We start from the raw sequence: 23,889 nt of genomic DNA on the forward strand, positions 1-23,889 counted from the left end.
AAAAGAGGCTAGTACACAGAGACAGAAATATACAAGAATTTATTTTGTTACACATTCAAGCTCGACTGAGGGCAAATTTTGAGCGCATGGTTTTTTAGCGACACGACATTCAAAATTCGAACTCGTGTTTATTCCGTGTTTAATAACAGATGCCTAGCTGTAGGATGCGTCCTACATATAAGCCACGCATAAGCGAGGATATATAACCATGAGCAAATCATCCGGCTCCGTTGCGCCTAAAGAGCGTATAAACATCAAGTACGTACCCGCCACAGGCGATGAACAAGCCGAAATAGAGCTGCCGCATAAGATGTTGGTACTGGGTGATTTTGGCCTTGATGATACCCGCGCTTTGGAAGATCGCTCAGTCATGCGCATCGATAAACACACCTTCAACAATGTGTTGAACGATGCCAATGTCAACCTGGCCATGTCCGTGCCCTCCGTGCTCAGCACTGCCCCCGACGCAGAGCTCGCAGTCAACCTGCAGTTCAAGTCCATCAACGATTTCGGGCCAGACAGCATCGCCCGTCAGGTCCCGGAGCTGAACAAGCTACTGGAGCTTCGCGAAGCGCTGGTCGCCCTCAAAGGCCCGCTGGGCAACGTGCCCACGTTCCGCAAGCAGTTGCAGCACCTGCTCAATAACGAGCAAGCACGCAAACAACTCGCCGAAGAACTCGACCTCGTGCTTGAAGCGCCAAAAGAAGACTGAGACAACGGAGCGTCCCATGCCAAAGCAAAACAGCACGACCGTCGCGGTTGAAACAACAACCGAGACACTGAGCAACGCCACCCTGCTCGATCAGATCATGGCAGAAACCAGGCTGGTGCCCACTCAAGAGGGCTATCAAGTCGCCCGCCAGGGTGTATCTGCCTTTATTGCCGAAATCCTTAAAAGTCATGACCCAGATCAATTAATCAACAAACACCGCGTCGATCAAATGATTGCGGAGCTGGATCGAGTACTCAGCAAGCAGATGGATGCCATCCTGCATCAACCCGAGTTCCAGCAACTTGAGTCAGCCTGGCGCAGCCTCAAACTGCTTGTCGACCGTACGGACTTCCGCGAGAACATCAAGCTTGAGGTCCTGCATGTCAGCAAGGAGGACTTGCTTGATGATTTTGAGAATGCGGCCGACATCACGTGCAGTGGCATGTACAAACACGTTTACACCGCAGGTTACGGTCAGTTTGGCGGCGAGCCGGTTGCGGCCATGGTTGGCAACTACAACTTCGGTCCCTCATCCCCCGATATCAAACTGCTGAGTTACATGGCTTCCGTCGGTGCCATGTCACATGCCCCCTTCCTCTCGGCTCCGTCCCCGGAGTTCTTCAACTTGAGCAGCTTCGAGGAGCTGCCCAACCTGAAGGAGATCAAGGACATCTTCGCCGGCCCACGGCACGCCAAGTGGCGTGCGTTCCGCGAAAGTGAGGATTCGCGCCACGCTGCGCTTACCGGGCCGCGCTTCATGCTCCGCTCTGCCTATCATCCGCAAGAAAATCCCGTTCAGAGCTATCACTACGCCGAGGACATTGCCGGACGGCACGAAAACTACCTGTGGGGCAACTCCGCCTTCCTGCTGGCCAGCTGCATCAATGAAAGCTTCGCCCGCTACCGCTGGTGCCCGAACATCATTGGCCCGCAGTCGGGTGGTGCCGTCGAGGACCTGCCGGTGCACCTGTACGAGTCCCTGGGTCAGTTGCAGGCCAAGATTCCGACCGAAGTCCTGATCTCCGACCGCAAGGAGTTCGAGCTGGCCGAAGAGGGCTTCATCGCCCTGACCATGCGCAAGGACAGCGACAACGCCGCGTTCTTCTCGGCCAACTCGGTACAGAAGCCGAAGAACTTCCCCAAGACCCCGGAAGGCCTGCAAGCGCAAACCAACTACAAGCTCGGCACACAGCTGCCCTACCTGTTCATCGTCAACCGGCTGGCCCACTACATCAAGGTGCTGCAGCGTGAGCAGATCGGTAGCTGGAAGGAGCGCAAGGACCTTGAGTCCGAACTGAACAAATGGATCAAGCAGTACGTCGCCGACCAGGAAAATCCCTCAGCCGATGTGCGTAGCCGCCGCCCGCTGCGTGCTGCAAAGGTCGAGGTGTCGGACGTTGCCGGTGATCCAGGCTGGTACCAGGTTTCGCTCGCCGTGCGCCCGCACTTCAAATACATGGGCGCGAACTTCGAGATCTCCCTGGTCGGACGGCTCGACACGCAATGAGTGGTCTTTTCAGTCGTTTGAAGGTGGATCAGTCAGCTAGCCGCGAACCCTCCCTGCAGGAGAACGCTTCCCAGAAGTTCACCGCCATCAAGTGCCACCTCGAAACGTTGCTCAACGCTCGCCAGGGTTGCTCAAAAAGCAGCCCTGAGCTGGGCCTGCGTGACTTCAACGGGCACGACGTCAGCAGTGGCGACCTCCTGAAGCAAGTGGGCGCGGACATCCGCCGCACCCTTCAGCGCTTTGAGCCGCGTGTACACGTGCGAACACTCAAAGCCATGCCCGATTGTCATGCCCCCCTGGAGCTGCATTTCAGGCTGGACTGCCTCGTGCAGGTCAACAACCACACGGAGCAGCTGCAACTGGAGCTGCTGGTCAACGGCCATAACCGCCACACCCGCGTGAGGTGACCCATGTCACTCAAGGACCGATTCAGCGAAGAGTTGCGCTACCTGCATGAACTGGGGAACGACTTCGCCCAAGACAACCCACAACTTGCCCGGCTGCTTGGCAAGGGTGGCAGCGACCCGGATGTCGAACGCCTGATGGAAGCCTTTGCCTTCCTCACGGCCAAGCTGCGGCTCAAGCTGGAAGACGACCTGCCGGAGCTGACGCATCCGATGCTGCAGCTGTTGTGGCCCAACTACCTGCGGCCCCTGCCAAGCGCCACGATCATTCAGTTTACGCCGCGCAAGCAGGCGCTCAGCCAGTCGCACCGTATCCCCAGGGGATCACGGCTCTTTTCCAAACCCGTAGACGGAGTGCCTTGCGAATTTCGCACCTGCACGGCGGTGGACATACATCCGTTCGAGATCGACGCGGTGAGCGCCACCCAGACACTTGACAGTTCGGTGGTTCGGCTCGACTTGCGAACCTTGGTCGAGCGGCCATTGAACACGCTGGGCTGCGCGAGCCTCGATGTGCATCTGAGCGGTGATACCCAGACGGCCCGCACGCTGTACCTGTGGCTCGCTCAGTACCTCAAGCATGTCGCAGTGACGATCAATGGTGAAGTCCGCCGCCTGCCAGCCAGCAGTGTGGTGTTCCCAGGCTTCAGCCCGGACGAAGCGCTGTTGCCCTACCCACAGAACGTCTTCGACGGCTACCGGATTCTGCAGGAGTACTTCATATTTCCCGAGCGTTTCCACTTCTTCAATGTCACCGGGCTGGAGAAAGTCTGGCCCGACCAGGCGACTCAGCAGGTCGGCCTCGAATTTCACTTCACGCGCCAGTTGCCGGATTCGCTGCGTGTCGGCAGGGCCGACTTCAGCCTGTTCTGCACCCCGGCGGTGAACCTGTTCAGCCACAGCGCCGAGCCTATCGACCTGTCCGACCGGCCCGCCCAGGCCGAGCTTACGCCCCGAGGCGAGCAGCCGCACGCCTATGAAATCTTCAGCGTCGATCAGGTCATCAGTACCCGCACCACGACCGACGGCAGCACCGGCGAGCACCTGCGAACCTTCCGCCCCTTCGAGTCGTTCGCCCATGAAATCGAGCATGTGCAAGGTCGCACCGCGCTGTACTACCGCTACAGCATCGAAGACTCATTGCGGGGCGATGGCGTCACGCACCGCATCGCATTTGTCCGTGCCGACGCCAATGCCTACATCGGCGAACTGGAAACAGCATCGATCGACCTGACCTGTACTAACCGCGACCTGCCGCTGGCGTTAACCGTCGATGATATCAATGTGACTTCCGAGGTCACGCCACCCTTGGCCACCTACACCAACCTCTGTCCTCCCACCCGCCCCTACCGGCCGGTACTGGACGGCCAGTTGCAGTGGGCCCTGATCTCCAACATGTCGCTCAATTACCTGTCGCTGCTCTCGGCGGAGCCGCTGAAAGCGGTCATCAATGCCTATGACTTCGCCGCCCTGCATGACATCCAGCAAACCCGCACCACCCGCAAGCGCCTAGACGGCATACGGGATGTTCAAACCGAGCCCCTGGATTGGCTGATCAAGGGCCAGCCCATACGCGGCTTGCGCACGCGGCTGAAGCTGGATCAAAGCGCTTTTCTCTGCGAAGGCGACCTGTACCTGTTCGGTTGCGTGCTCGCGCACTTCTTTGCCCTGTACGCCAGCATCAATTCCTTCCACCAACTGGAAGTGATCAACACCACCAACAACGAGCACTACACATGGCCCATCCAGACCGGCAAACAACCGCTGATCTAGCCGACAAGCTGCTCGCCGAGGCACACCAGTACAACTTTTTCCAGTTGCTGGAGCGCCTGCACGGCTTGCACGGGGATGACCTGGAACCACGCTGGCCTGCCCCGGCCACACGGCTGCGCGTGCGGCTTGCCAGCGACCCGCGCCTGACCTTTCCCGTTTCAGACGTGTACAAGGCCGAACGCATGCCTGAAACAGAAGACCGCTATCGCGTGTGCACCACGTTCATGGGGCTGCACGGCACCGATTCGCCCTTGCCAACCTACTACCTGGAGGAAGTGTCGTACGAGCATGCCCATGGCATCGGTGTGCGGCCGGCCTTCTTCGACTTCTTCAATCACTACCTGCTGAGCCTGTTGCACCGCATCTGGCGCAAGTACCGCTATTACATCCGCTTCCAGCCGGGTGCGACCGACGGCTTCTCGCAGTACATCTTTGCCCTGCTCGGACTGAATGACAAACAGCTGCGCGGCGACACCCCACTGCCTTGGAGCCGCCTGCTCAGCTTCGCCGGAGTGATTGCCAGCCGCAGCCGTGCGCCGGGAACGGTCGCCGGCATCATTGCCCACTGCTTCGACTTGAAGCAGGTGCAGATCCGCGAGTTCGAGACCCGCTCGGTTCCCACCACGGCCAAGCAACTGGTGAGCCTTGGCCGCAGCAATGGCCAGCTGGGCAGCTCCTTCATGGTCGGCAGCCGCACGCGAACCCGTAGCAGCAAGTTCACCATCGTGATCAGCGAGCTTGATCAGGAACAGTTGCGTGACCTGTTGCCCAGCGGCATCAACTTCAATCGCTTGCGTGCACTGATCGACTTTCTGTTGCGTGATGGCCTGGCCTACGACCTGGAACTGCGCCTGAAGCAGAACGCATTGTCGCCCTTCTGCCTGCACCCTACCAAAGGCGCCTACTTGGGCTGGACCAGCTTTGTCGATGATCGCCACGGCCAGATCAGCCCTGTCGTGCGATTCCGGGGGCGCTCATGAGCACATTGACCTTGAGCATCACCAACCTTGATCAGTTGCAACACAACGTCACTGGCCGACACCGGTTCGATTGCACAGGCGGCACCATCGGCAGCGCCAGCGCCACTTGGCGGATCATCGATCGGGAGCAGACCGTTGCACCGATTCACTGCGAGATTCGCTGGATCGAGGGCAGCTTCTGCGTCATTGACCGCTGTCAGCGGACCTACCTGAACGACAGCCACGACAGCTTGGGAGCGCTCGCCCCCAGGCGTCTGCTGGAGGGTGACCAACTGCGCGTTGGCGCCTATCGACTACAGGTTCAACTTGCGCAGGCCGATGCACGCTCTCTGGAGGACCTGTTCAGTCCTGAACAGCGAACCCTTGATCACTGGCTAGTAGAGGTTCCAGCCAACGCCCGGCAACCGACTTCAGGCGCCACGCAGGTTGTCGCAGACATCTGCTCGGCCTTCGCGCCAGGTATCGGCAACGATCCCTTGGCGGCACTGAACACAATGACAGGACCTGCCCAGGAAGATCCGCTGGAACAGCTGATTGCAGGAGAACGCCCATGATGCGTCATTCATTCGAGGTCGTTCTACTGACGGCACTGATCGGACTTTCGGGCTGCACTGCTCTTAGTAAAATCGGCCAAGTGATCAGGGATCCCTCGGTGCCCGTCGGGGCGACCAAAGAGCATCCCACCCAAGTCGCGTTCAGCATCAACGCCAGCCCGACGCTCAACGGCAACCCTCACAGCGTCGAAGTGCCAGTTGAGCAGCCTGGCGTTCTGGAACCCAGTCCCTACGCCGTCAGCTTGAGCGCTGGCGACCCTTACGCTTTGACCGAGAAAGTCGGGACGCTGCTCGAATACCTCCAGGATCAGTTCCCGGCAATGTCGCCCGTCCCGATGCCAGTGGACGAGGACACTGATCTGGCGCGTTCTCCCATGGAGGAAAGCACGCCCGGCCGCTACGAAGACCCGACCGTGGTGTTGACCCTACCCCGTACCGCCACCGTAGCCGCTGAGCCTGTCGCGACACCCATGGCCATCAAGATCCTGCAGCTGCGCGACGACTCCCTGCTTCGCAACAGCGTCTATGAACTGCTGGACCAGGACCCGGCGAAGGCGCTGCGCAGCACCTACATCCGTGATGACGACTACCTGCTACGGCCCGGCCAGTTCAAGTTCATCCCCTTTGCGCCCATCGAGCCCGAAACGCGCTTCGTCGCGGTGATCGCCGACTACCGCAACCAGGAAAACGCCACCTGGAGCCAGGTGCTGCGCATACCGCCTCGCGGCCACCAGATCATCCTGTCGGTGTTGCTCAATGACACGCAGGTCCTGCTCAAGGAAGAAGACTGATGGCAACCCAGTCCTTCTCACTTACTCACGCTGACACGGAGCGCTCATGAGTTCACGTAATCCCGTTTTGTGGCCTGAAGGCCTGTTCGTCAAACCGCAGCATTTCCAACAAGCAGCCAGAGCCAGCGAAGCAGCCCTGCACCAACGCCTCGGTAGCCTAAATGCAGCCTTTTATGGTTTCAGCGAACTGCAGTTGAACGACGAGTACCTGAGCCTGGGCAAAATCGCCATCACCCGCGCACGAGGCATCATGCCGGACGGTACGGTGTTCGATATTCCGGCTGACCTGCCGCCACCTCCACCGCTGGAAATCGAAGACGACGGCGCGAAAGACAGCGAGATCTACCTGTGCCTACCGCTGCGCACCGAAGGTGGCCGAGAGGTGAGCTGGCCCGACAATGCTGCCAACTTCCGTTACAGCGCCCAGGCCGAGGAAATCAAGGACACCCATAGCGCCGACGGTGACCTGGTTCAAGTCGACCTGGCGGTGCCCAATCTGCAGCTCAAACGCAAGGCCGACGATAGCAGCGCCTACACCCGCCTGGCCTTGGCACGCATATTGGAGCGCCGCCCCGATGGCAGCCTGCAGCTGGACGAAGGATTTTATCCCACCAGCGTGTCGGTGCGTGCCGTGCCGGCGCTGCAACGTTTTCTAGAGGAGATCACCAACTCCCTGCGCGAGCGGGCGCGCAACCTTGCCGCGCGCATCGGCACCTCGGGTCAGTCCGGTATCGCTGACATCCGCGACTTCAACCTGCTCCAGGCCATGAACCGCTGGTGGCCGTGCTTCCAGCACCTGGCCAGGCAAGGCCAGACCCACCCCGAGCAGCTGTACCTGTGCATGAGCCAGGCCTGTGGTGAGTTTGTCACCTTCACCGACGAGACCCGCCTGCCGCAGGAATACCCCGCCTATCACCATACCGCGCTGCGCACCTCCTTCAAGCCGTTGGAGGAAACGTTGCGCCGGGCACTGAGCACCGTCCTGCAACCGCGCGCCGTTTCGCTGCCGCTGGAGACCCTGAAATACGGCTTGCTGAAAACCACGATGGAGGATCGCCGCCTGATCGACGAGGCCGATTTCGTTCTGGCGGTGCAAGCCCACATGCCGCCTCAGACATTGCGTCGGATGTTCGTGCAGAAGGCAAAGGTCGTCTCGCTGGAGTCGTTGAACGAGGTGGTGCCGCTGCAGCTTCCAGGTATTCCACTGGTGCCGCTGCCCGTGGCACCTCGGGATCTGCCCTTCCATGCAGGCTTCACCTACTTCGAGCTGGACCGTTGTTCCCCGGCTTGGGCGGGCATGGAGGCATCCAGTGGCTTCGGTATCCATGTCGCGGGGGAGTTCCCGGGGCTTGAACTGCAGTTCTGGGCGATCAGGAGTGAATGACGTGGAAGAAAACAACACATCCCCCACTGATGCTGCACCGGTTGAAAGTAAAAGACTGCAGACGATGATTGACGAGTCTTTGTCCGGCGACTCACCCACAGAAGCTGAAGGTTCCGAACAAAAGCCCAAGCCAGAGCCTGTTTATGAAGGCTATGCAGCTGACCCGGACTTCCAGCTGCGCGGTGGTTACGAAAACCTGATGCTGGATGCTGCAGCCCCCTTGTTCGGCCTGGTCATGCGCCTGCGTACCTTGGATGAACTGCCCAACATCCAAGACGTGCACCGGCAGGTGCGCAATCAGGTCGAGAACATCAGGGAGGAGATGCGCCAGCACGGCTACGAGTCCACGCAGTTATTGGCCTACTCATACGGTCTGTGCCTGTACATCGATGAAGCGGTCATGGAGCGACCTTGGGGCAAGGCCAGTTGCTGGAGCCAAGAACCCCTGCTGAGCATCTTCCACGACGAAACCTGGGGGGGAGAGAAGATCTTCACTGTGCTCTCGCGCCTTATGCAGGAACCCGAGCGCTACCAGGACGTGCTGGAGTTCATGTACTTCGCGCTGTGCCTGGGCCTGAAGGGCAAGTACGCCATCGCGCCGAAAGGCGAAGAGTCACTGAATGGGCTTATTCACCAGCTTCACGGGATCATCCGTGAACTGCGCGGCCCAGTGCCGGAATCGGTCGGCGATCCCTATACCAACGTGGCCCCTCGCAACTTCCGCATGAACCGGCAGTGGCCGTGGTGGAGCCCGCTGGTGATTTCTGCCCTCGCCATGGCGGTGGCCTACGGCATCTACAGCTACCGCCTTCACCTGATAACCACTGAAGTGCTGGAGTCACTCAACGGCATTTTGCAGCAGTAGAAAGGCAGAAACCGACGCAACTGACTTCAACGAATTGACGAGGCGATTGCTTCGTTGAAAAGCCCATCGTTCCCGATGGCCACGCCACCCTGAGTGCGCGTGCTTTATCCACATGGACGCAGGAGAGACTGCCATGCCAACACCCGCTTACATCAAGATCACAGGCCAAACCCAAGGCAATATCACTGCTGGTGCATTCACCGCTGACTCCGTCGGCAATGTTTACCAGCAAGGCCATGAAGACGAAATCCTGGTTCAGGAAATCAATCATGAGGTCACTACTCCCACTGATCCACAAAGCGGCCAACCCAGCGGTCAGCGTGTACACAAGCCGTTCAAGTTCACTAGTTCGCTCAACAAAGCCACGCCACTGATGTATCAAGCGCTGGCCACCGGCGAAATGCTGCCAACCGTCGAAGTCAATTGGTATCGCACCTCGACGGAGGGCAAACAAGAGCACTTCTTCACCACCAAGCTCGAAGACGCCACCATCGTCAGCATCAATACCGTCCTGCCCCACGCTCAAGACAAGGAGAACGAGAACTACACACAACTGATCGAGGTAGCACTGGCCTACAGGAAAATCATGTGGGAACACGGTGTAGCCGGTACCGCTGGCTCCGATGACTGGCGCGCACCAGCCGCCTGATAGTTACGAATGCTCCGGGCGGGTTTGCCTGCCCGGACTTTGTGTCAACTCAGACGGCGGACAAGGATTGCTTATGCCTAGCCAATCTGATTTGCGTTACAGCTTCCAGCCACTGGTTGGCAAAGCTGAATTCGAAGTGGTGTCGTTCGAACTCCGCGAGGGCGTCAGCATGCCCTTCAAGTTGGAGCTGAAATTGATCAGCTTCGAGAACGATGTCGACTTCGGCCACCTGCTCGACAAGCCCGTGCTCTTCACCCTCTGGGACGGCGAACGCCCGGTGCGCTACGTGCACGGTCTGGTCAGCCGTTTCAGCCAGGCTGAAAGTGGCTTTCACCGCACCTACTATGACGCGCTGGTCGAGCCGCAACTGGCCCGGGCCGACCTGCGCTCGAACTGGCGCATCTTTCAGCAAAAGACTGTCCCGCAAATTCTCGAGCTGATGCTCCAGCGTCAGGGCATCACCCAGTACGAACTGCGCGCCAGCATGGATCATCAGGTCCGCGAGTTCTGCGTTCAGGCCGGTGAGACGGACCTGGCGTTCATCGCCCGCCTGGCTGCTGAAGAAGGCTTCGTCTACCGCTTTGCGCACAGTGAAAAGCTGCACAAGCTGATCATCACCGATCGGCTGCAATCACTGGGGTTGATCAGTCATGGCGCCATCAAGGCCGAAGATGAAGACGAGGATTTCTACGATGACGGCGAGCCTGTAGACCCTAACAGCGTGCTGTACCAAGCCAACAGCGGTGGCGATCAAGCCAAACCCTGCCTTCGGCGCTTGCGCTACAGCGAACAGGTGCGCACCGCTCGCCAGGTTCAGCGCGACTACACCTTTACCAACCCCGCCTACCGCCAGGAGCATAGAGCCGCCGGACCCTTCCTGGAACATCAGTCCAAAGAGTACGAATATTTCGATTATCCCGGCCGCTACAAGCGCGATGCCGTGGGCAAACCGTTCACCGAAAACCGCATTACCGCACTGCGCCACGATGTGCGGCTGGCGGAAGTTCAGGGTGATGACGTGCGCCTGCAACCGGGCCTCAGTTTCAATCTGACAGGTCATCCGCGTGACGATCTCAACACCCATTGGCGAGTGAAATCGGTCACGCATAAGGGTAGCCAGCTCACCAGTCTGCAAGAAGAAGCCGTTGGCGTCGATCAAAGCACCCGCTACGAGCAGACCGCAGTGCTGGTACCCGGCCGGACTGAGTGGCGCCCTGCTCCACTGGAAAAGCCACAGGTTGACGGGCCGCATATGGCCACCGTTGTCGGCCCGAAGGGAGAAGAGATCTATTGCGATGAATGGGGCCGGGTGAAAGTCAGCTTTCCGTGGGACCGTGAAAGCCAGAACAACGAGTTCAGCTCCTGCTGGGTGCGCGTCTCTCAGGGATGGGCCGGGGGCAGCTGGGGTGCGATGGCGATTCCGCGGATCGGCCAGGACGTGATCATCCAGTACGTCAATGGTGATCCCGACCAGCCGATGATCACCGGGCGCACTTACTGTGGCAATCAGCTGCCGCCGTACGACCTGCCCGACCACAAGACCCGCATGACCATCAAGAGCCAGACCCACAAGGGAGATGGCTTCAACGAGCTGCGCTTCGAGGATGAGCTGGGCAAAGAGGAAGTGTTCATCCATGCCCAGAAGGACCAGAACACCAAGGTCAACAACAATCAGTCCCTCTCGGTTGGTGTGGATCGCACCCAACAGGTTGGCCAGGACGAGACCATTGCCATTGGCCGCAATCGCCTGCGAGTCGTGAAGGCCAACGACACGCTCAAAGTCGGCGGCGGCAAGAATGACCTCGTGGCCGGCGACTACGAGATAGAAGCCGGCAACACCTTGCGCCTGAAGTGCGGCAAGACCCTGATCGAGATGCACGCCAACGGCACGCTCAACATCACCTGCGAAACCTTCAACCTCACCGGCCAGCAAAGCGGGCAGATCAACACATCCGTCGGGAAGCTCGATCTGAACCCGGAGGGTGGGGCTGCGGGCGCCGCAGCGAATGGACGCGACAGCGGTGCACTCAAGGCCGATGTAGATGGACATTTTGAATAAATGCCCACGCTTAAAACGTACCCAATTGACTCCTGAAAGAGCCCTGCGCAATGACTGAATACTTGACTCACGACCTGATCCTCAACCTGGGCGAAGAACTACCTGAAGATCTGACGCTGAACATGCTTCGCTTTCGCTCTCGGGACACCACGCTAGTTGTCGCTCGCAGCGCGGTCGCTAAAGGTAAGTCTCTAGACAAGGCAATCGAAGAGCAGCTCCAGATATTGCGCAACAGGACCGAGATGATATCGATCACCCCCACAGAAGTTACACGCCTGGGTAGCGGTGAACAGTCGGTAGACGCCCGCGAAATGGCAATCGAGTTCGTCGCCGCTGACAAGCCTAACTTTCAACTTCAGGCAGCCTGCCTGATTCCAGGCCAGCAACGTTTGTTGGTGCTCAATTACAGTAAACCGAAACCTTTGAACAGCGGTGACATCAAGCACTGGCGGGCGATCAAACAAGAGCTTCGATTTACTTAACACCTCTAACTCCCCAAACAACTCTCTTTCAACAGCATGGATTGGACATCTATGGCCCAGATTGCTCATGCCGCCCGAAAGGGCGATGAAATACTACACCCTTCACTCTTGGCCGAAATGGTCAGTGCAGTCGCCGAAGCTGCCATCTATGCCGCAGCCACAGTAGCAGTGGCGGCCGCCATAAGCCTGGCGGTTGTGGGTACCGTTGCGACTGGTGGCGCAGCAGGCATCGTAATCGGAATTGTCGCAGGGGCGGCAGTCGGTGCGATGAGCACCCTCTCGGTTGGTGAGAACCAGACCATCGGCGATGCGATATCCAGCTTCTGCGACAACCTGGGCAACAGCGTGCAAGGGCCCACGCCGTACGGAAAAATCGAAAGCGGATCAGATAAGGTATTTATCAACAGCAAGCCCGCGGCCCGGGCGGCTGGAATCACCGGACCACCTGGCGGAGGCGCTACCGATACCGAGCAGGCAGAACCGTCGATCATGGAAAATGTGGGTTCCATGGCCATGACGGCGACGTCCATGCTGATATCTGTGGTGGGCTTGGCCATGGCGATCCGCGATGTCTTCAATCCAGCCATCACCACACCCAAGGACCCCGGTGCGCAAGACAAGAGCGAGGATGAGATCTCATGCAGCCGCCATCCACCGGCGCCCAAAAACTATATTGCGCAAGGGTCGGACAAGGTATTCATCAACAGCCAGCCCGCTGCGCGATCAGGTGACAAAACCACCTGCGATGCCAAGATTGATGTGAATGAAAACGTCTCACCGAACGTACGCATTGGTGGCGGCACAGCGACGGTACGCGATATTCGCAATGGCAAGAGCAAGATTGCGATGTTTACGGGGATCATCGCGGGCATCCTACTGTCAAGACGGATCAAGGTACCGCGACGGCGCCCTACCAGCGCAGCAATACCGAAACCCAAATCGCAAACGTGCTCGCTCAAGGGCAATCCGGTACTTGTATCCGCTGGCAGCAAAATACTCTTTGGCCCTGAAGATGTTGATTTCAATCTGCCAGGCTTGATCGGCATTGATTGGGCGAGAGGCTACGATAGCAACGACATACGTCCCAATGGCCTCTTCGGAATGGGTTGGAGTGTTCCTTATGAAGCGGAGCTTGTACGTGTTCCTCATCCTGACGGCGGCGAGTTGTCAGTCTATGTCGATGAGGAAAGCAATCGGCTGGAACTAGGCCGCCTGAGCGCCGGCGATGCGTTTGTCAGTGTCGTGGACGGCTTGGCGTTCTTCCAGTTAGAAGATGGCCAGACGGTTGTCGAGGATACGCACGAGGGGCGCTACAAAGTTTTTGATGTCGACCCGCTCAACCCTACTCGTTCAAGACTGATCCGCTTGGGTGACCGCAATCTCAACGTCATCGACTTGATATACGACGACCGCGGCAGACTGCAGCTAATTTACGACAAATATGGCAACACGGTGGTGCAGCTGCACTATGAAGCCAGGCACCCTCGCCGCGTCTGCAAAATTTCGCAGGTATTTCTGAAGGGCGGCGAAACACCGTCCATCGAACGCAGCGAGTTACTGGTCAGCTACCTATACACTGAAAGCGGACAGTTACACGAAGTGCTGGACGCGACAGGCCAGCCAGTACGCCGCTTCACCTACACCGCTGAGGGCTATCTGAATAGCCATCAACTTGCCAGCGGCTCAGTTCGTCAATACGAGTGGACAAAATTTCTCGTCCCCACCAAGCGCCCCATCCCTCAACGTGCTGACGGCACGCCTTACAGGTTGCCGCCCTTACTGGAACCACAACCCGATCACGAATGGAGAGTGGTCCGCCACTGGGGAAGCGACGGCGAGGAGTACCGATTCGAGTACAACCTCGAAGACGGCGAAACCATCGTTACAGACGGCCTTGGACGTGAAGATCACTACTATTGGGGCCCGCTCTACGAGGTATACAAACACGTCGACTCCCTGGGGCAGTGCTGGCAGGAGGAGATCATCGCTGGCCAACTGATCAGGAGCATTGACCCACAAGGCGGTGAGTGGCGTTATAGCTACGACGACATTGGCCGTTTGATTGAAACATGTGACCCCCTGGGTCGCAGCGAACAAATCCAGTATCTGCGTCACTGGGCCTTGCCGGTCCAGATCACAAGCACGGCTGGGCGCACCCAACGCTACGGCTACGATACTCATGGCAATATGCTGTGGGAACAGGACCCGCTGGGCCGCCGCACCCAGTATCAATACAACCCCGAAGGTCGCGTCACCCGGGTTACTGACGCCCTCGAAAAGACCCGGCACCTGAGCTGGAACACCCGTGGCCAGTTGCTCAGCCACCGCGACTGCAGCAACCAGCAGACGCTGTATCACTACGACCGCCATGGCCGCCTGGCGGAAATCGTCAATGCCCGTGGCGAACATAACCACCTGCGCTATGACGCCCGCGGCTATCTGCTGGAAAGCGAACGCCCCGATGGCCGCATCCACCGCTACGAGGTCGACCTCGCCGGCCAACTGACGCGCTACATCGATCCAGCACAAAAGACCCTGCAGTTTCGCTACGACCGCAGCGGACGCATGGTCGAACGGATGGATGCCATGGGCCATAGCGTCAAATTCTCTTACGACGCCTACGGTCGGCTGCTGCGACTAACCAACGAAAACGATGAGTCCTACCAGTTCGGCTGGGACCCACTGAACCGGCTGATCGCCCAGAAAGACCTGGATGGCAGTGGCAGGCTTTATGAATACGACGCCCTGGACGAAGTCACCGGCCTGACCCATGTGCCATCCCCAGAGGAGCAGCCGCCCCTGACGGAAGACGCCCCGCCGACACGCACAGAAGCCATTCGCCATGACTTCAAACGCGATGCCATAGGCCGCCTGCTGAGCAAGCTCACCGAGGATGGCACCACCGACTACCGCTACGATGCCGCCGGCAACCTGGTGTCCATCACCTTCACCGACAACCAGGGTGAACAGCGGCAGCTTGACTACAGATACGACCCGGCAGGGCAATTGTTGAGCGAAACCAACAGCGCCGGGTTGTTGCAATACTGCTACGACGAGTTGGGAAATCTGCAGACCCTCAACCTCCCCGACCAACGCGAACTCAACTACCTCTATTACGGCAGCGGACACCTGCACCAGATCAACCTGGACGGCCGCGTCATCAGCGACTTCGAGCGCGATGCCCTGCATGACGAAGTGCTGCGCACCCAAGGCAGCCTGGTTACCCGCACGCGCTACGACAAAAACGGCCGGTTGAGCAGCAAGGCCATCCATTACCGCGACGCGCCTGCCGACGTGCTGCCCTTACTGGAAAAGTCCTACCGCTATGACGCCAGCGACAACCTCATCGCAGAAGTGCTGACCCAAACCCAGCGCCGAGGTATGTCTAACGCTCCAAATGATGAACATGCCGACCTTGAAAAGATCATTGGACGATTCCACAACCTGCCCCACACAGGCAGGAGCTATTCGGGCAGCAATCGATATGGATACGATCCCAACGAACAACTTCAGACCGTCCAGCAGTCACGCGCTGACTGGCAGGCGACACCGGTCGAGAATTACAGGTACGACAAGGCTGGCAACCTGTTTGACGGACCCAAGCTCAATGGCCTCATCAAGCACAACCGCGTACTGGTCTATCAGGACAAACGGTATCGCTATGACCGTTTTGGGCGCTTGTGCGAAAAGCGTATCGGTAGCAGTCGGGTGCAGCGTTTTGAGTACGACGCTGAGCATCGATTGGTTTGTGTTGAACAAGAGCGATTTGGCGAACGCGAACGGGTTGTGTTCGGCTATGACCCGTTAGGCCGGCGGATTAGTAAGGAAGTCTACAAGAAAGACTATCCGGAACCGATTTGCCGCACGCTGTTCCACTGGCAGGGGATGCGCTTGCTGCAGGAGGTACAGAGTGGGTTGCACAGCCTGTACACCTATGCCAGTCCGGACAGCTATGAGCCGCTAGCGCGAATCGACGGGATGCCTGGGCAGGAGGAGATTCAGCACTTTCATACCAACCTGGCAGAGTTACCGGAGCAGCTTACCGACACCGGAGGCAACTCGCTGTGGCGCAGCCACTATCAGGGCTGGGGAAATACATGGGAGGAGTGGCACAGCCGAAATCAAAAGAGAGAGCAGAATCTGCGGTATCAAGGGCAATACCTTGACCGGGAGACGGGGCTCCACTACAACACTTTCAGGTTCTACGATCCGGATATAGGGAGGTTCACACAGACCGATCCAATAGGACTGCTGGGCGGCACCAATCTATATACATACTCACCGAATCCAATTACTTGGATCGACCCTTGGGGATGGCATAAAAATCGTAACGATGCTATCGGAGACTGGGTACTCTATGATGTAATCGACCCGCAGAGTGGCCATGCCAAGACAGGGATTGGCAAAGCCGAAGACGTCATGGCTAATGGGGAAAATAGACGAGCCCATAACAGCGCAAGGAAAGTTAAGAAAGACCCCAACTTTAGGGGGGCAATCGCAGAAATTGTCAGCGAGCATTTTAACATTACAAAAGGCGAGATGAAAGAAATTGAAGCCGAGCGGGTCCGAACACTCCGAAGCCAAGGAGTAGCGCTACCACACAATAGAGAGCGAGACCAAAGATATCATCACAAGTCATGCCCATAATACCCCAATACACTTTACGAGAAAAATCCATGCACCCTTCAATCAGATGCGCCATCCACAATGAATCACCAAAAACAAAAAACGCCATTGATTTATTTGAAATTATGCACACCATCAACAACCATATCACACACGAACTTCAAAAAATCAACACCGAAGATCTCAATGACTGGAATATCCTAATACTAGTCACAATCAGAAACACCAATACCATAGGAGTTTTCAAGCATACACGGCGATATCCATCAGACAAGGAGCTCGAACTTTCGATCTCTATACCCGTACCCAACGAAGAACAAGCACCATACGGGCTTCCTCCCAAAAACTCAGGATTCTTTTTCCCTATTGATGAAAAAAAGGCACACACCATCACACCTGAATATCTACGGTACGACGACTTAAGGGAATACATCATAGAAAGTATAAAGTCCGCCATTGCCAAAGCATTTGAAATCGGAATTACATTCCACGGCCGGAAAATTCAGTTTAGCAAAACTCAAAAATAACAATAACAATGACAATAACGTTAAGTACAACCTGGAAGCCCGCCACTCTAGAGAAATGGCCGATCTGAAATCTATACATTTCAAGGGTTATTTTTATGAGACAGGGTTTGTCAGACAACACCTAACTTCCATTTTACTGAGCGTTGCTATAGCCAAATACACCCAGCCAAGATGGTCATGGGCAATGGCTTGCCCCGCAAGCGGTTTTCATGCCGTCGAGCGCGACGGGTACACCGTTGACGCGGTAGCTTTCACTGCCCTCTATGATGGGGAACTCACCCTTGCATAGAGGACAGAAAACCACGTTGCCTTTGCAAGCTTGATAGCCAGCGCCTCACACGGCAGCGTCCATAGCTGAGCCAACTCGGTAAGTGGAGTAGGCGAACAACAGACATCCCAGCAGTATGTCTGTTGCCGCCGCTCCGACCTACGATCAAAGCCTGATTGGCCTGTACGTCGTTACGTCAGTACTCGTGTGCCGATGAAAGGCGGTACGGCGATGGGCTTCAAACAGAAGAGTATGGTCCTACAGTGCGCTTCCAGCTTAGAACTGGCCGCCGCCAAGATCCGCCATCTTCACCACCGCCTACCTGCCGAATACACAGATATCAGCACCTTCGCTTTTCGAGCCTAGGTCCGCCGATCGTCATCCTTCTTGCCCCTCCGAGACGTTGAGCGCATCCGCTCCGCAATGCCATGCTCTGTGCCGCAGGCAGCCATCCGCCTGTACTGATCGCAGCCGGAGCAACATGTTCGTAGTCAGACCGCCTATTAAGGCCCCTCTCAGAAACCGTTCCCACAAGGCCCGACCAAGCCGCGTCCGCCCTCTCCAGTGGCTACCGTTTTCTGGAGGCACACGATGAACCTGCGCCAGTTGCAATGCTTCCTCGCCGTCGCCGAAGAACGTCACTTCACCCGCGCCGCTGATCGCCTGCATATCGAACAATCCCCGCTCTCCCGTACCATCCGCGACCTGGAGCACGATCTGGGCGTCACGTTGTTCGAACGCGGCGCCGGCATCGGCACACGCCTGACGCCCGCGGGTAAAGCACTGGCGGAATTCGCCCCGCGCATTTTCACCCTGGTCAATCAAGCACGCAGCAGCACATTGGCCGCTGCAGCCGGTTCGCGTGCGACGCTGCGTATCGCCCTCTCCGACGGCATCCTGCCCAAGCGCTTGGCGGCGCTCTTGGCCTGCTGTCGCGAAGAAGAGCCCGATATCAACCTGCAGCTGTGCGAAGTCCCCCTGGCCGAACAGCTCAAAGGCCTGCAGCACAACCTGTTCGATGTCGGCTTTGCCTGTGTCCCTGGCAAGCCCCATGGTCTGTGCAGCGAAACGCTGTGGCAGACCGAACTGGTGGTTGCCCTCCCGCCCCGGCATCCGCTGCTGGTTCACAAGCATGTGCCCGTGACCGAGCTGGCAGCGTGCCCTCTGGTGCTGTTCCATCCCGAACTGCAATCCGGGTTGCATCAGCAGGTCATGTCGTTGCTGCCAGGTACCGAGTCGTCTATCACCGTGGCCGCACAGGCCAGTAGCCAGGAAATGCTGATTTCCCTGGTGGCTGCGGGGTACGCCGTAGGCCTGAGCTGCGCGGCTCAGCTGAAAGCGCACGACACCGAAGACATCGTGCTGCGCCCGCTGGCGGGAGAGCCTGTTCGGTTATCAACGCACCTGCTCTATGCGGCGTACGAACCCGATACTCCGCTGTCGCGCTTTATCCATCGGGCGCTGCGGATAGCGGCTGCGCCGCACTGAGTTGTTGCGATGGCCGGACAGGATCGGTCTGAAACAGACCCATACAGCATGCAGGATGAAACCGCTTGCGACATCCGTGCATGGATTCTTGAGGTGCGCCTTTCAAATGCGGGGCTTTGCGGTTCAGATGGTTTGCGTCTGCTTCAGACACATTGCGTCTGATCTCCGCACCGACGCGGCGCACGGTATCGACCAATCCGTTTTTGTCTTGCCGCGATTTCGGACCCGGCGCTGGATAGGCCTTCGTCGCTGGATTGCGACGGCCTCTGCCAGAAGACAACGGGATAAGTTGTAGGGGATTTCTGCTTAACGTCTTGTGAGCACGGCGCGGTCATCAATCCGGTGAGTGCGTGTTCCGCATTGTTTGCTGCGCAGTGGCTGCGGCAGGCGCTGAATGCGGGCACATCCTCAATCGACGTCAACGGACGTCCAGGAGCATCAATGATGACCCAGCCCATCCAAGCACTGGTACTCGACACCGAGCACCGCATCCTTCGCCGCCCCGACGTGGAGCGCAAAACCGGCTTCAAGCGTGCGCACATCTATGCGCTGATTGCCCAGGGTAAGTTCCCCAAGCCCATCAAGCTCGGCGTGCGTGCCGTCGGCTGGGACTCGCTGGAAGTCGAGCGCTGGCTGATCGACCGCGTTTCGCCACGCGACTGAGGGCCGCTGTCATGCACGTGACTGCGATCGTCTCGACCAAAGGCGGGGTGGGCAAGACCACCACCGCCGCCAACCTCGGGGGGCTGGCTGCCGACGCCGGGTTGCGGGTTCTGATGCTGGACCTGGATGTGCAGCCTACCTTGTCCAGCTATTACGCCCTACCCGTTCGGGCGCCGGCCGGTTGTTATGAGCTGCTGGCTTACAACGAATGCCGGCCCTCCCAGCTGATCTGCCAGACCACCATCAAGGGCCTGGACCTGGTGGTGTCGAATGACGCGCAAGGCCAGTTGAACACCCTGCTCCTGCATGCACCCGATGGGCGGTTGCGACTGCGTAATCTGCTGCCGCTGTTCCGTCCCCACTACGACCTGCTGTTGATCGACACCCAAGGCGCCCGCAGCGTGCTGCTGGAGATGGCCATCCTGGCCTCCGACCTGCTGCTGTCGCCGGTCACCCCAGAAATTCTGGCAGCCCGTGAGCTGCGTCGGGGCACGCTGCAATTGGTCCGGGACCTGGCCCCCTACCGGCATCTGGGTATCGAGCCACCGCCAATGCGCTTGCTGATCAACCGTGTCCATCCGGTGTCGAGCAATGCTCGCGCCGTGCAGATGGCACTGCGGGAAGTTCTCGCCGGCGAACCCGGCGTCAGCGTGCTCGACACCTGCGTGCCGGCCATCGAGGCCTATCCCCGTGCTGCCACAGCGGCCTTGCCCGTACACCGACTCGAGCACCGGCGCCCCTCTGGCCGACAAGCGCCTGCAGCTTTGGACACCATGCGCGCACTGGCCTGCGAACTGTACCCGCAATGGCGCGATCGCTTCGCCCTGGTGCACGGGAGGCTTGCCGATGCCGCCTGCTGATGACCTGACCCACAAACTGATGGCGGATGCCTTCCCTCGGTCTGGCCCACCCGCTGAGGCCCTGAGCGATCCGGTCGTAGATACCCCCATGGTTGTCGTACTGGACCAGTTGCGCCCCTACGAACTGAACCCGCGGGTGACACGAAATCCACTGTTCGATGAAATCAAAGCCTCGATTCGCCAGCGCGGGTTGGACTCACCACCGTCAATTACCCGGCGTCCGGGCGATCCGCACTTCATTATTCGCAACGGGGGCAACACGCGCCTGACGATTTTGCGGGAACTGTGGACCGAGACCAAGGACGAGCGCTTCTTTCGCGTGGCCTGTTTATTCCGGCCCTGGCCTGCCCGTGGGGAAATCGTCGCGCTGACCGGCCACCTCGCCGAGAACGAACTGCGCGGTGGGCTGACCTTTATCGAGCGGGCGCTCGGTATTGAGAAAGCCCGTGAGTTATATGAGCGGGAAGAATGCGCCACGCTCACTCAAGCCGAGCTGGCGCGCCGTCTCAGTCTGGACGGTTACCCCGTGCAGCAGTCGCACATCAGCCGCATGCGTGATGCCGTGCAATTCCTGCTGCCAGCGATACCCAGCGTGCTCTATGGTGGATTGGGCCGACATCAAGTCGAGAGGTTGGCCGTGCTGCGCAAAGCAGCCGAACGTGCGTGGGACCAGCACCTCTCGGGTCGGGCTGTCGACACCGACTACCCCACCCTGTTTCAGGAGGTGCTGCAGGGTTTCGATGGCGAAGCGGCCACGTTCTCGTTGCCCAGGTTGCAGGACGAGCTGATCGGCCAGATGAGCGAACTGCTGAACGTCAACTACGACAGCCTGGCCTTGGACATTGACGCGACTGAGCAGCGCCAGATTGCACTAGCTCGAACTCCAGCGCCAAAGACACCGCTGGCTCCCCCGTCTCCCCCTGTTGTGGAGAATTCGCCTCGACGACCCGAACCTGAGCCAACTGTGGATGGTTCTGAAAGCCGCGTCCAAGGGATTCACAAGTTGATCGCCGAACAGGCAGACGACCAGCCCAACGGCGCAAGCCTGCTCCCTGTAGCCGACCTCTGGCATGTCGATGCCTCGGTGGACTCACCTCCATGTCTGCGCGCTCTCATTGCCCAGTTCGCCACCGAGATCGCCGCCGAATCCGATCTGGCGTCAGCCATCGAGCCTTCGGACCAGGGCATGGGTTTCATCTGTCGCGCTGACGAGAATCCCGATACCGGGGTTCTGCAGCTGTTGAACGGTGATCACGAATTCAGCGCATTGCTGCTCGCGCCCGAGCGGGTCAGCGATACCAGCCTGATCAAGCTTTTCCGCCTGCTGCGTCTGGTGCGCCGGCTGAATGAGCTGGAGGCCGATAGCAGATCTTCCACGTCCAACTAACCCCGCGCCAGGGAGGCAGCCATGCCCATGCCGCATCCACTGAATCAGGCCGTCATCGCCCAGGCCCTGCACGACCTGCGCACCGGTCAGCTGCGCCGCTGCAAGTCCATGGGCTTCGACGAGCACGATTTGGCCGCGCTGAAACAACCGCAGTTGGTCAGCGTCCTGCTCAACGCCCGGGTGTCGTGGTGCACGGTGAGCATCAATCACGAGGTGGTCCAGCGCCTGCTCAGCCAGGCCGACGATGTGGACGCCGAAATCGCCATGGTGGACCGCATGCTCCACCTCGGGGCCAGCACCGAGATGGTCAGCAAGTTCTATGGCCTCACACATCAGGAAGTGGCCCTGCGCCGCGACATGCTCGGTCTGCCCAAGCGCAAGGGCCGGCACCCGGTGCTCAGCGAGGCCGAAGACACCGCGCTATGGCACCACTGGAAAGCACATCAACGGGCCAGCCCCATCAACCCCACCGACGACACTGCCCTGCTTCATCTCACCCTGGAGCTGGCCGAAACACTGGGTCACCCCGCCTCGGTGCTCTGGGCCATTCTGCGGGGCTGGATCAGCCAGGGCCTGGTATGAGCCATGCCACAGTCTCCCTCCGAGGCCTTGTCGAGTCTGCTCGACAAGGCCGTGCAGTCGTTGCAGCCGGCCCAGGTCAGCCCTGCCGTCGGTGACACCTACCTCTACAGCGGCAACCGCCACGAAACCGTGCCCCGACGGCTGTTCCTCGACACCCGCCTGACGCCGCTGGAGCGCAACACCTGGCAGATCTTTCGCCTGCTGCTCAATGACCGCGGGCAGACCGCCTTCCCCACCTATGAGCAACTGCGCCCGTTCCTCGGCTGCACGCCCTGTGGCGCCAAGGCCTCGCACGAGTCGGTGGCCAAGGCGCTGACCCAGCTGCGCCTGGCGCGCTGGCTGAGCCTGGTGCGTCGGCGCCGTGATCCGAAAACGGGCTACCTGCTTGGCAACATCTACGTGCTGCACGATGAACCGCTGACACCCTCCGAGGCCATGGAACTCGACCCGGAGTACCTGGGCCTGATCGCTCGTGGCCTGAAACACGCCAACAAGGGTGTGCAGCGCGTGGCCGTGCAGGTGCTGAAGGATTTCACCGAAGACCCGCACCTCAAGGGCAAGACCCTGCCCACTCGGGTCCAACTGCTGATGGAGCGGCTGGTCGCGAAAGACCCGCTCGCGCCGGCCAGTTATCCACAGAAAACCGCCCACGATTCCGAAGAAGGTGCGGATCACCCTCTTCGGAAGGGTTCGACCTCGACTTCGGATTCCGAAGCGGGCACGAAAGCCAGTGATTCCGGCACGCTTCGGAATCCGAAGCGCTTAAGTACTTCACAGCAAAAAACAAAAGAAGTACGTACTGCAAAACCGTGCGAATTGCGCTTGCCAGAAGACTTCACCGCCCTTCCGGCCGCTCAGCGAACAGGAGCGTTGGTGGCGCTGCAACGGGTGGACAAGGGCCTGAGGCAGGGTGTGCTGGACGAATGGGCGGCGCGGTGTCGCGATCACGGCGTGCGCAGCCGCGCCGGCTACCTGTTCGGCATCATCCAGAAGGCGGCGCAGGGTCAGTTCAAGGTGTGGGCGGCACAGCCGGGTCAACAGAAGACCGAGGCGCCCAGGGCCAAGCCACCACCTGCGCCGAAAGTGCTCAAGAAGCCCGATAAGCCCCCCAAACGATCCGGGCCGGATGCGGTACGCAGTGCGGTAGCCGAGATGCATATCGCCGAATTGAAAGCGCTGCTGCATATCCCTGATGGGTAGCCCGATCAAGGTCGATTATCCCCAGGGGATAGGGCTGTGTAGGGCTATGGAAGTCTGGTCACAGCAGCCACAAGACATTTGCACATTGCCTGATAGGCAACGCCTAGCTCGCGTGCGAGCGTCCAGTT

The 23,889-nt window shown here is 59.0% G+C and carries 20 protein-coding genes and 1 pseudogene; 20 read left to right on the plus strand and 1 reads right to left on the minus strand.

What is annotated here, in order from left to right; translation table 11 throughout:
• Positions 1–208: 208 nt before the first annotated feature.
• The 14 genes from tssB to imm9 all read left to right on the plus strand — a co-directional run bounded on the left by tssB (position 209) and on the right by imm9 (position 17,313).
• Entirely contained in the window at positions 209–712 is a 504-nt protein-coding gene (gene tssB / locus ACF8SD_RS16530; RefSeq protein ID WP_392484727.1) for a type VI secretion system contractile sheath small subunit, read from the plus strand.
• Between the two features lie 16 nt (positions 713–728).
• Positions 729–2,219 carry a type VI secretion system contractile sheath large subunit gene (gene tssC / locus ACF8SD_RS16535; RefSeq protein ID WP_392484728.1) on the plus strand — a complete coding sequence of 497 codons (1,491 nt, stop codon included), beginning with the start codon at positions 729–731 and terminating at the stop codon, positions 2,217–2,219.
• Positions 2,216–2,626 (plus strand): type VI secretion system baseplate subunit TssE, encoded by a 411-nt coding sequence (tssE, locus tag ACF8SD_RS16540; RefSeq protein WP_392484729.1) that lies wholly within the window; start codon positions 2,216–2,218, stop codon positions 2,624–2,626. Before tssC ends, tssE begins: the two co-directional genes overlap by 4 nt.
• 3 nt (positions 2,627–2,629) lie before the next feature.
• Positions 2,630–4,396, plus strand: a complete 1,767-nt coding sequence (gene tssF / locus ACF8SD_RS16545; RefSeq protein ID WP_392484730.1) for a type VI secretion system baseplate subunit TssF — start codon at positions 2,630–2,632, stop codon at positions 4,394–4,396.
• A complete protein-coding gene (gene tssG / locus ACF8SD_RS16550; RefSeq protein WP_392484731.1) occupies positions 4,360–5,376 on the plus strand; it encodes a type VI secretion system baseplate subunit TssG in 1,017 nt (338 codons plus the stop codon). The genes tssF and tssG overlap by 37 nt, the downstream gene beginning before the upstream one ends.
• Positions 5,373–5,930: an FHA domain-containing protein gene (locus ACF8SD_RS16555; RefSeq protein ID WP_392484732.1), complete on the plus strand. Its 558-nt coding sequence runs from the start codon at positions 5,373–5,375 to the stop codon at positions 5,928–5,930. The genes tssG and ACF8SD_RS16555 overlap by 4 nt, the downstream gene beginning before the upstream one ends.
• Positions 5,927–6,721, plus strand: a complete 795-nt coding sequence (tssJ, locus tag ACF8SD_RS16560; RefSeq protein ID WP_392484733.1) for a type VI secretion system lipoprotein TssJ — start codon at positions 5,927–5,929, stop codon at positions 6,719–6,721. The genes ACF8SD_RS16555 and tssJ overlap by 4 nt, the downstream gene beginning before the upstream one ends.
• Before the next feature lie 46 nt (positions 6,722–6,767).
• The gene (tssK, locus tag ACF8SD_RS16565; protein WP_392484734.1) at positions 6,768–8,105 is read left to right on the plus strand and encodes a type VI secretion system baseplate subunit TssK; all 1,338 of its coding nucleotides are present in this window, start codon (positions 6,768–6,770) and stop codon (positions 8,103–8,105) included.
• 64 nt (positions 8,106–8,169) lie between these two features.
• Entirely contained in the window at positions 8,170–8,970 is an 801-nt protein-coding gene (gene icmH / locus ACF8SD_RS16570; RefSeq protein ID WP_392484823.1) for a type IVB secretion system protein IcmH/DotU, read from the plus strand.
• A 133-nt stretch (positions 8,971–9,103) separates the two neighbouring features.
• Positions 9,104–9,619: an Hcp family type VI secretion system effector gene (locus ACF8SD_RS16575; protein ID WP_233686936.1), complete on the plus strand. Its 516-nt coding sequence runs from the start codon at positions 9,104–9,106 to the stop codon at positions 9,617–9,619.
• Between the two features lie 73 nt (positions 9,620–9,692).
• Positions 9,693–11,678, plus strand: a complete 1,986-nt coding sequence (locus ACF8SD_RS16580; RefSeq protein ID WP_392484824.1) for a type VI secretion system Vgr family protein — start codon at positions 9,693–9,695, stop codon at positions 11,676–11,678.
• Between the two features lie 50 nt (positions 11,679–11,728).
• A complete protein-coding gene (locus ACF8SD_RS16585; protein ID WP_392484735.1) occupies positions 11,729–12,160 on the plus strand; it encodes a DcrB-related protein in 432 nt (143 codons plus the stop codon).
• 51 nt (positions 12,161–12,211) lie between these two features.
• Entirely contained in the window at positions 12,212–16,807 is a 4,596-nt protein-coding gene (locus ACF8SD_RS16590; RefSeq protein WP_392484736.1) for an RHS repeat-associated core domain-containing protein, read from the plus strand.
• 29 nt (positions 16,808–16,836) lie between these two features.
• Positions 16,837–17,313: an Imm9 family immunity protein gene (gene imm9 / locus ACF8SD_RS16595; RefSeq protein WP_392484737.1), complete on the plus strand. Its 477-nt coding sequence runs from the start codon at positions 16,837–16,839 to the stop codon at positions 17,311–17,313.
• Positions 17,314–17,488: 175 nt separating this feature from the next.
• On the opposite strand, the pseudogene ACF8SD_RS16600 reads toward imm9, so the two are convergent.
• Positions 17,489–17,623 (minus strand): annotated as a pseudogene (locus ACF8SD_RS16600) (PAAR domain-containing protein); the annotation flags it as partial.
• Between the two features lie 549 nt (positions 17,624–18,172).
• Here ACF8SD_RS16600 and ACF8SD_RS16605 point away from each other — a divergent pair.
• The 6 genes from ACF8SD_RS16605 to ACF8SD_RS16630 all read left to right on the plus strand — a co-directional run bounded on the left by ACF8SD_RS16605 (position 18,173) and on the right by ACF8SD_RS16630 (position 23,761).
• Complete coding sequence (locus tag ACF8SD_RS16605; RefSeq protein WP_392484738.1) at positions 18,173–19,069, plus strand: LysR family transcriptional regulator; 897 nt, start codon at positions 18,173–18,175, stop codon at positions 19,067–19,069.
• A 444-nt stretch (positions 19,070–19,513) separates the two neighbouring features.
• Positions 19,514–19,732: an AlpA family transcriptional regulator gene (locus ACF8SD_RS16610; RefSeq protein WP_128610366.1), complete on the plus strand. Its 219-nt coding sequence runs from the start codon at positions 19,514–19,516 to the stop codon at positions 19,730–19,732.
• Positions 19,733–19,743: 11 nt separating this feature from the next.
• Entirely contained in the window at positions 19,744–20,592 is an 849-nt protein-coding gene (locus tag ACF8SD_RS16615; RefSeq protein ID WP_392484739.1) for a ParA family protein, read from the plus strand.
• Complete coding sequence (locus tag ACF8SD_RS16620) at positions 20,579–21,979, plus strand: ParB family protein (RefSeq protein WP_392484740.1); 1,401 nt, start codon at positions 20,579–20,581, stop codon at positions 21,977–21,979. Before ACF8SD_RS16615 ends, ACF8SD_RS16620 begins: the two co-directional genes overlap by 14 nt.
• Before the next feature lie 21 nt (positions 21,980–22,000).
• Entirely contained in the window at positions 22,001–22,561 is a 561-nt protein-coding gene (locus ACF8SD_RS16625) for a DUF2857 domain-containing protein (protein ID WP_392484741.1), read from the plus strand.
• A 3-nt stretch (positions 22,562–22,564) separates the two neighbouring features.
• Positions 22,565–23,761: an STY4528 family pathogenicity island replication protein gene (locus tag ACF8SD_RS16630; protein WP_392484742.1), complete on the plus strand. Its 1,197-nt coding sequence runs from the start codon at positions 22,565–22,567 to the stop codon at positions 23,759–23,761.
• Positions 23,762–23,889 lie beyond the last annotated feature (128 nt).

It is taken from the genome of Pseudomonas sp. CJQ_9 (genome assembly GCF_043106615.1).
Taxonomy (GTDB): domain Bacteria; phylum Pseudomonadota; class Gammaproteobacteria; order Pseudomonadales; family Pseudomonadaceae; genus Aquipseudomonas; species Aquipseudomonas juntendi.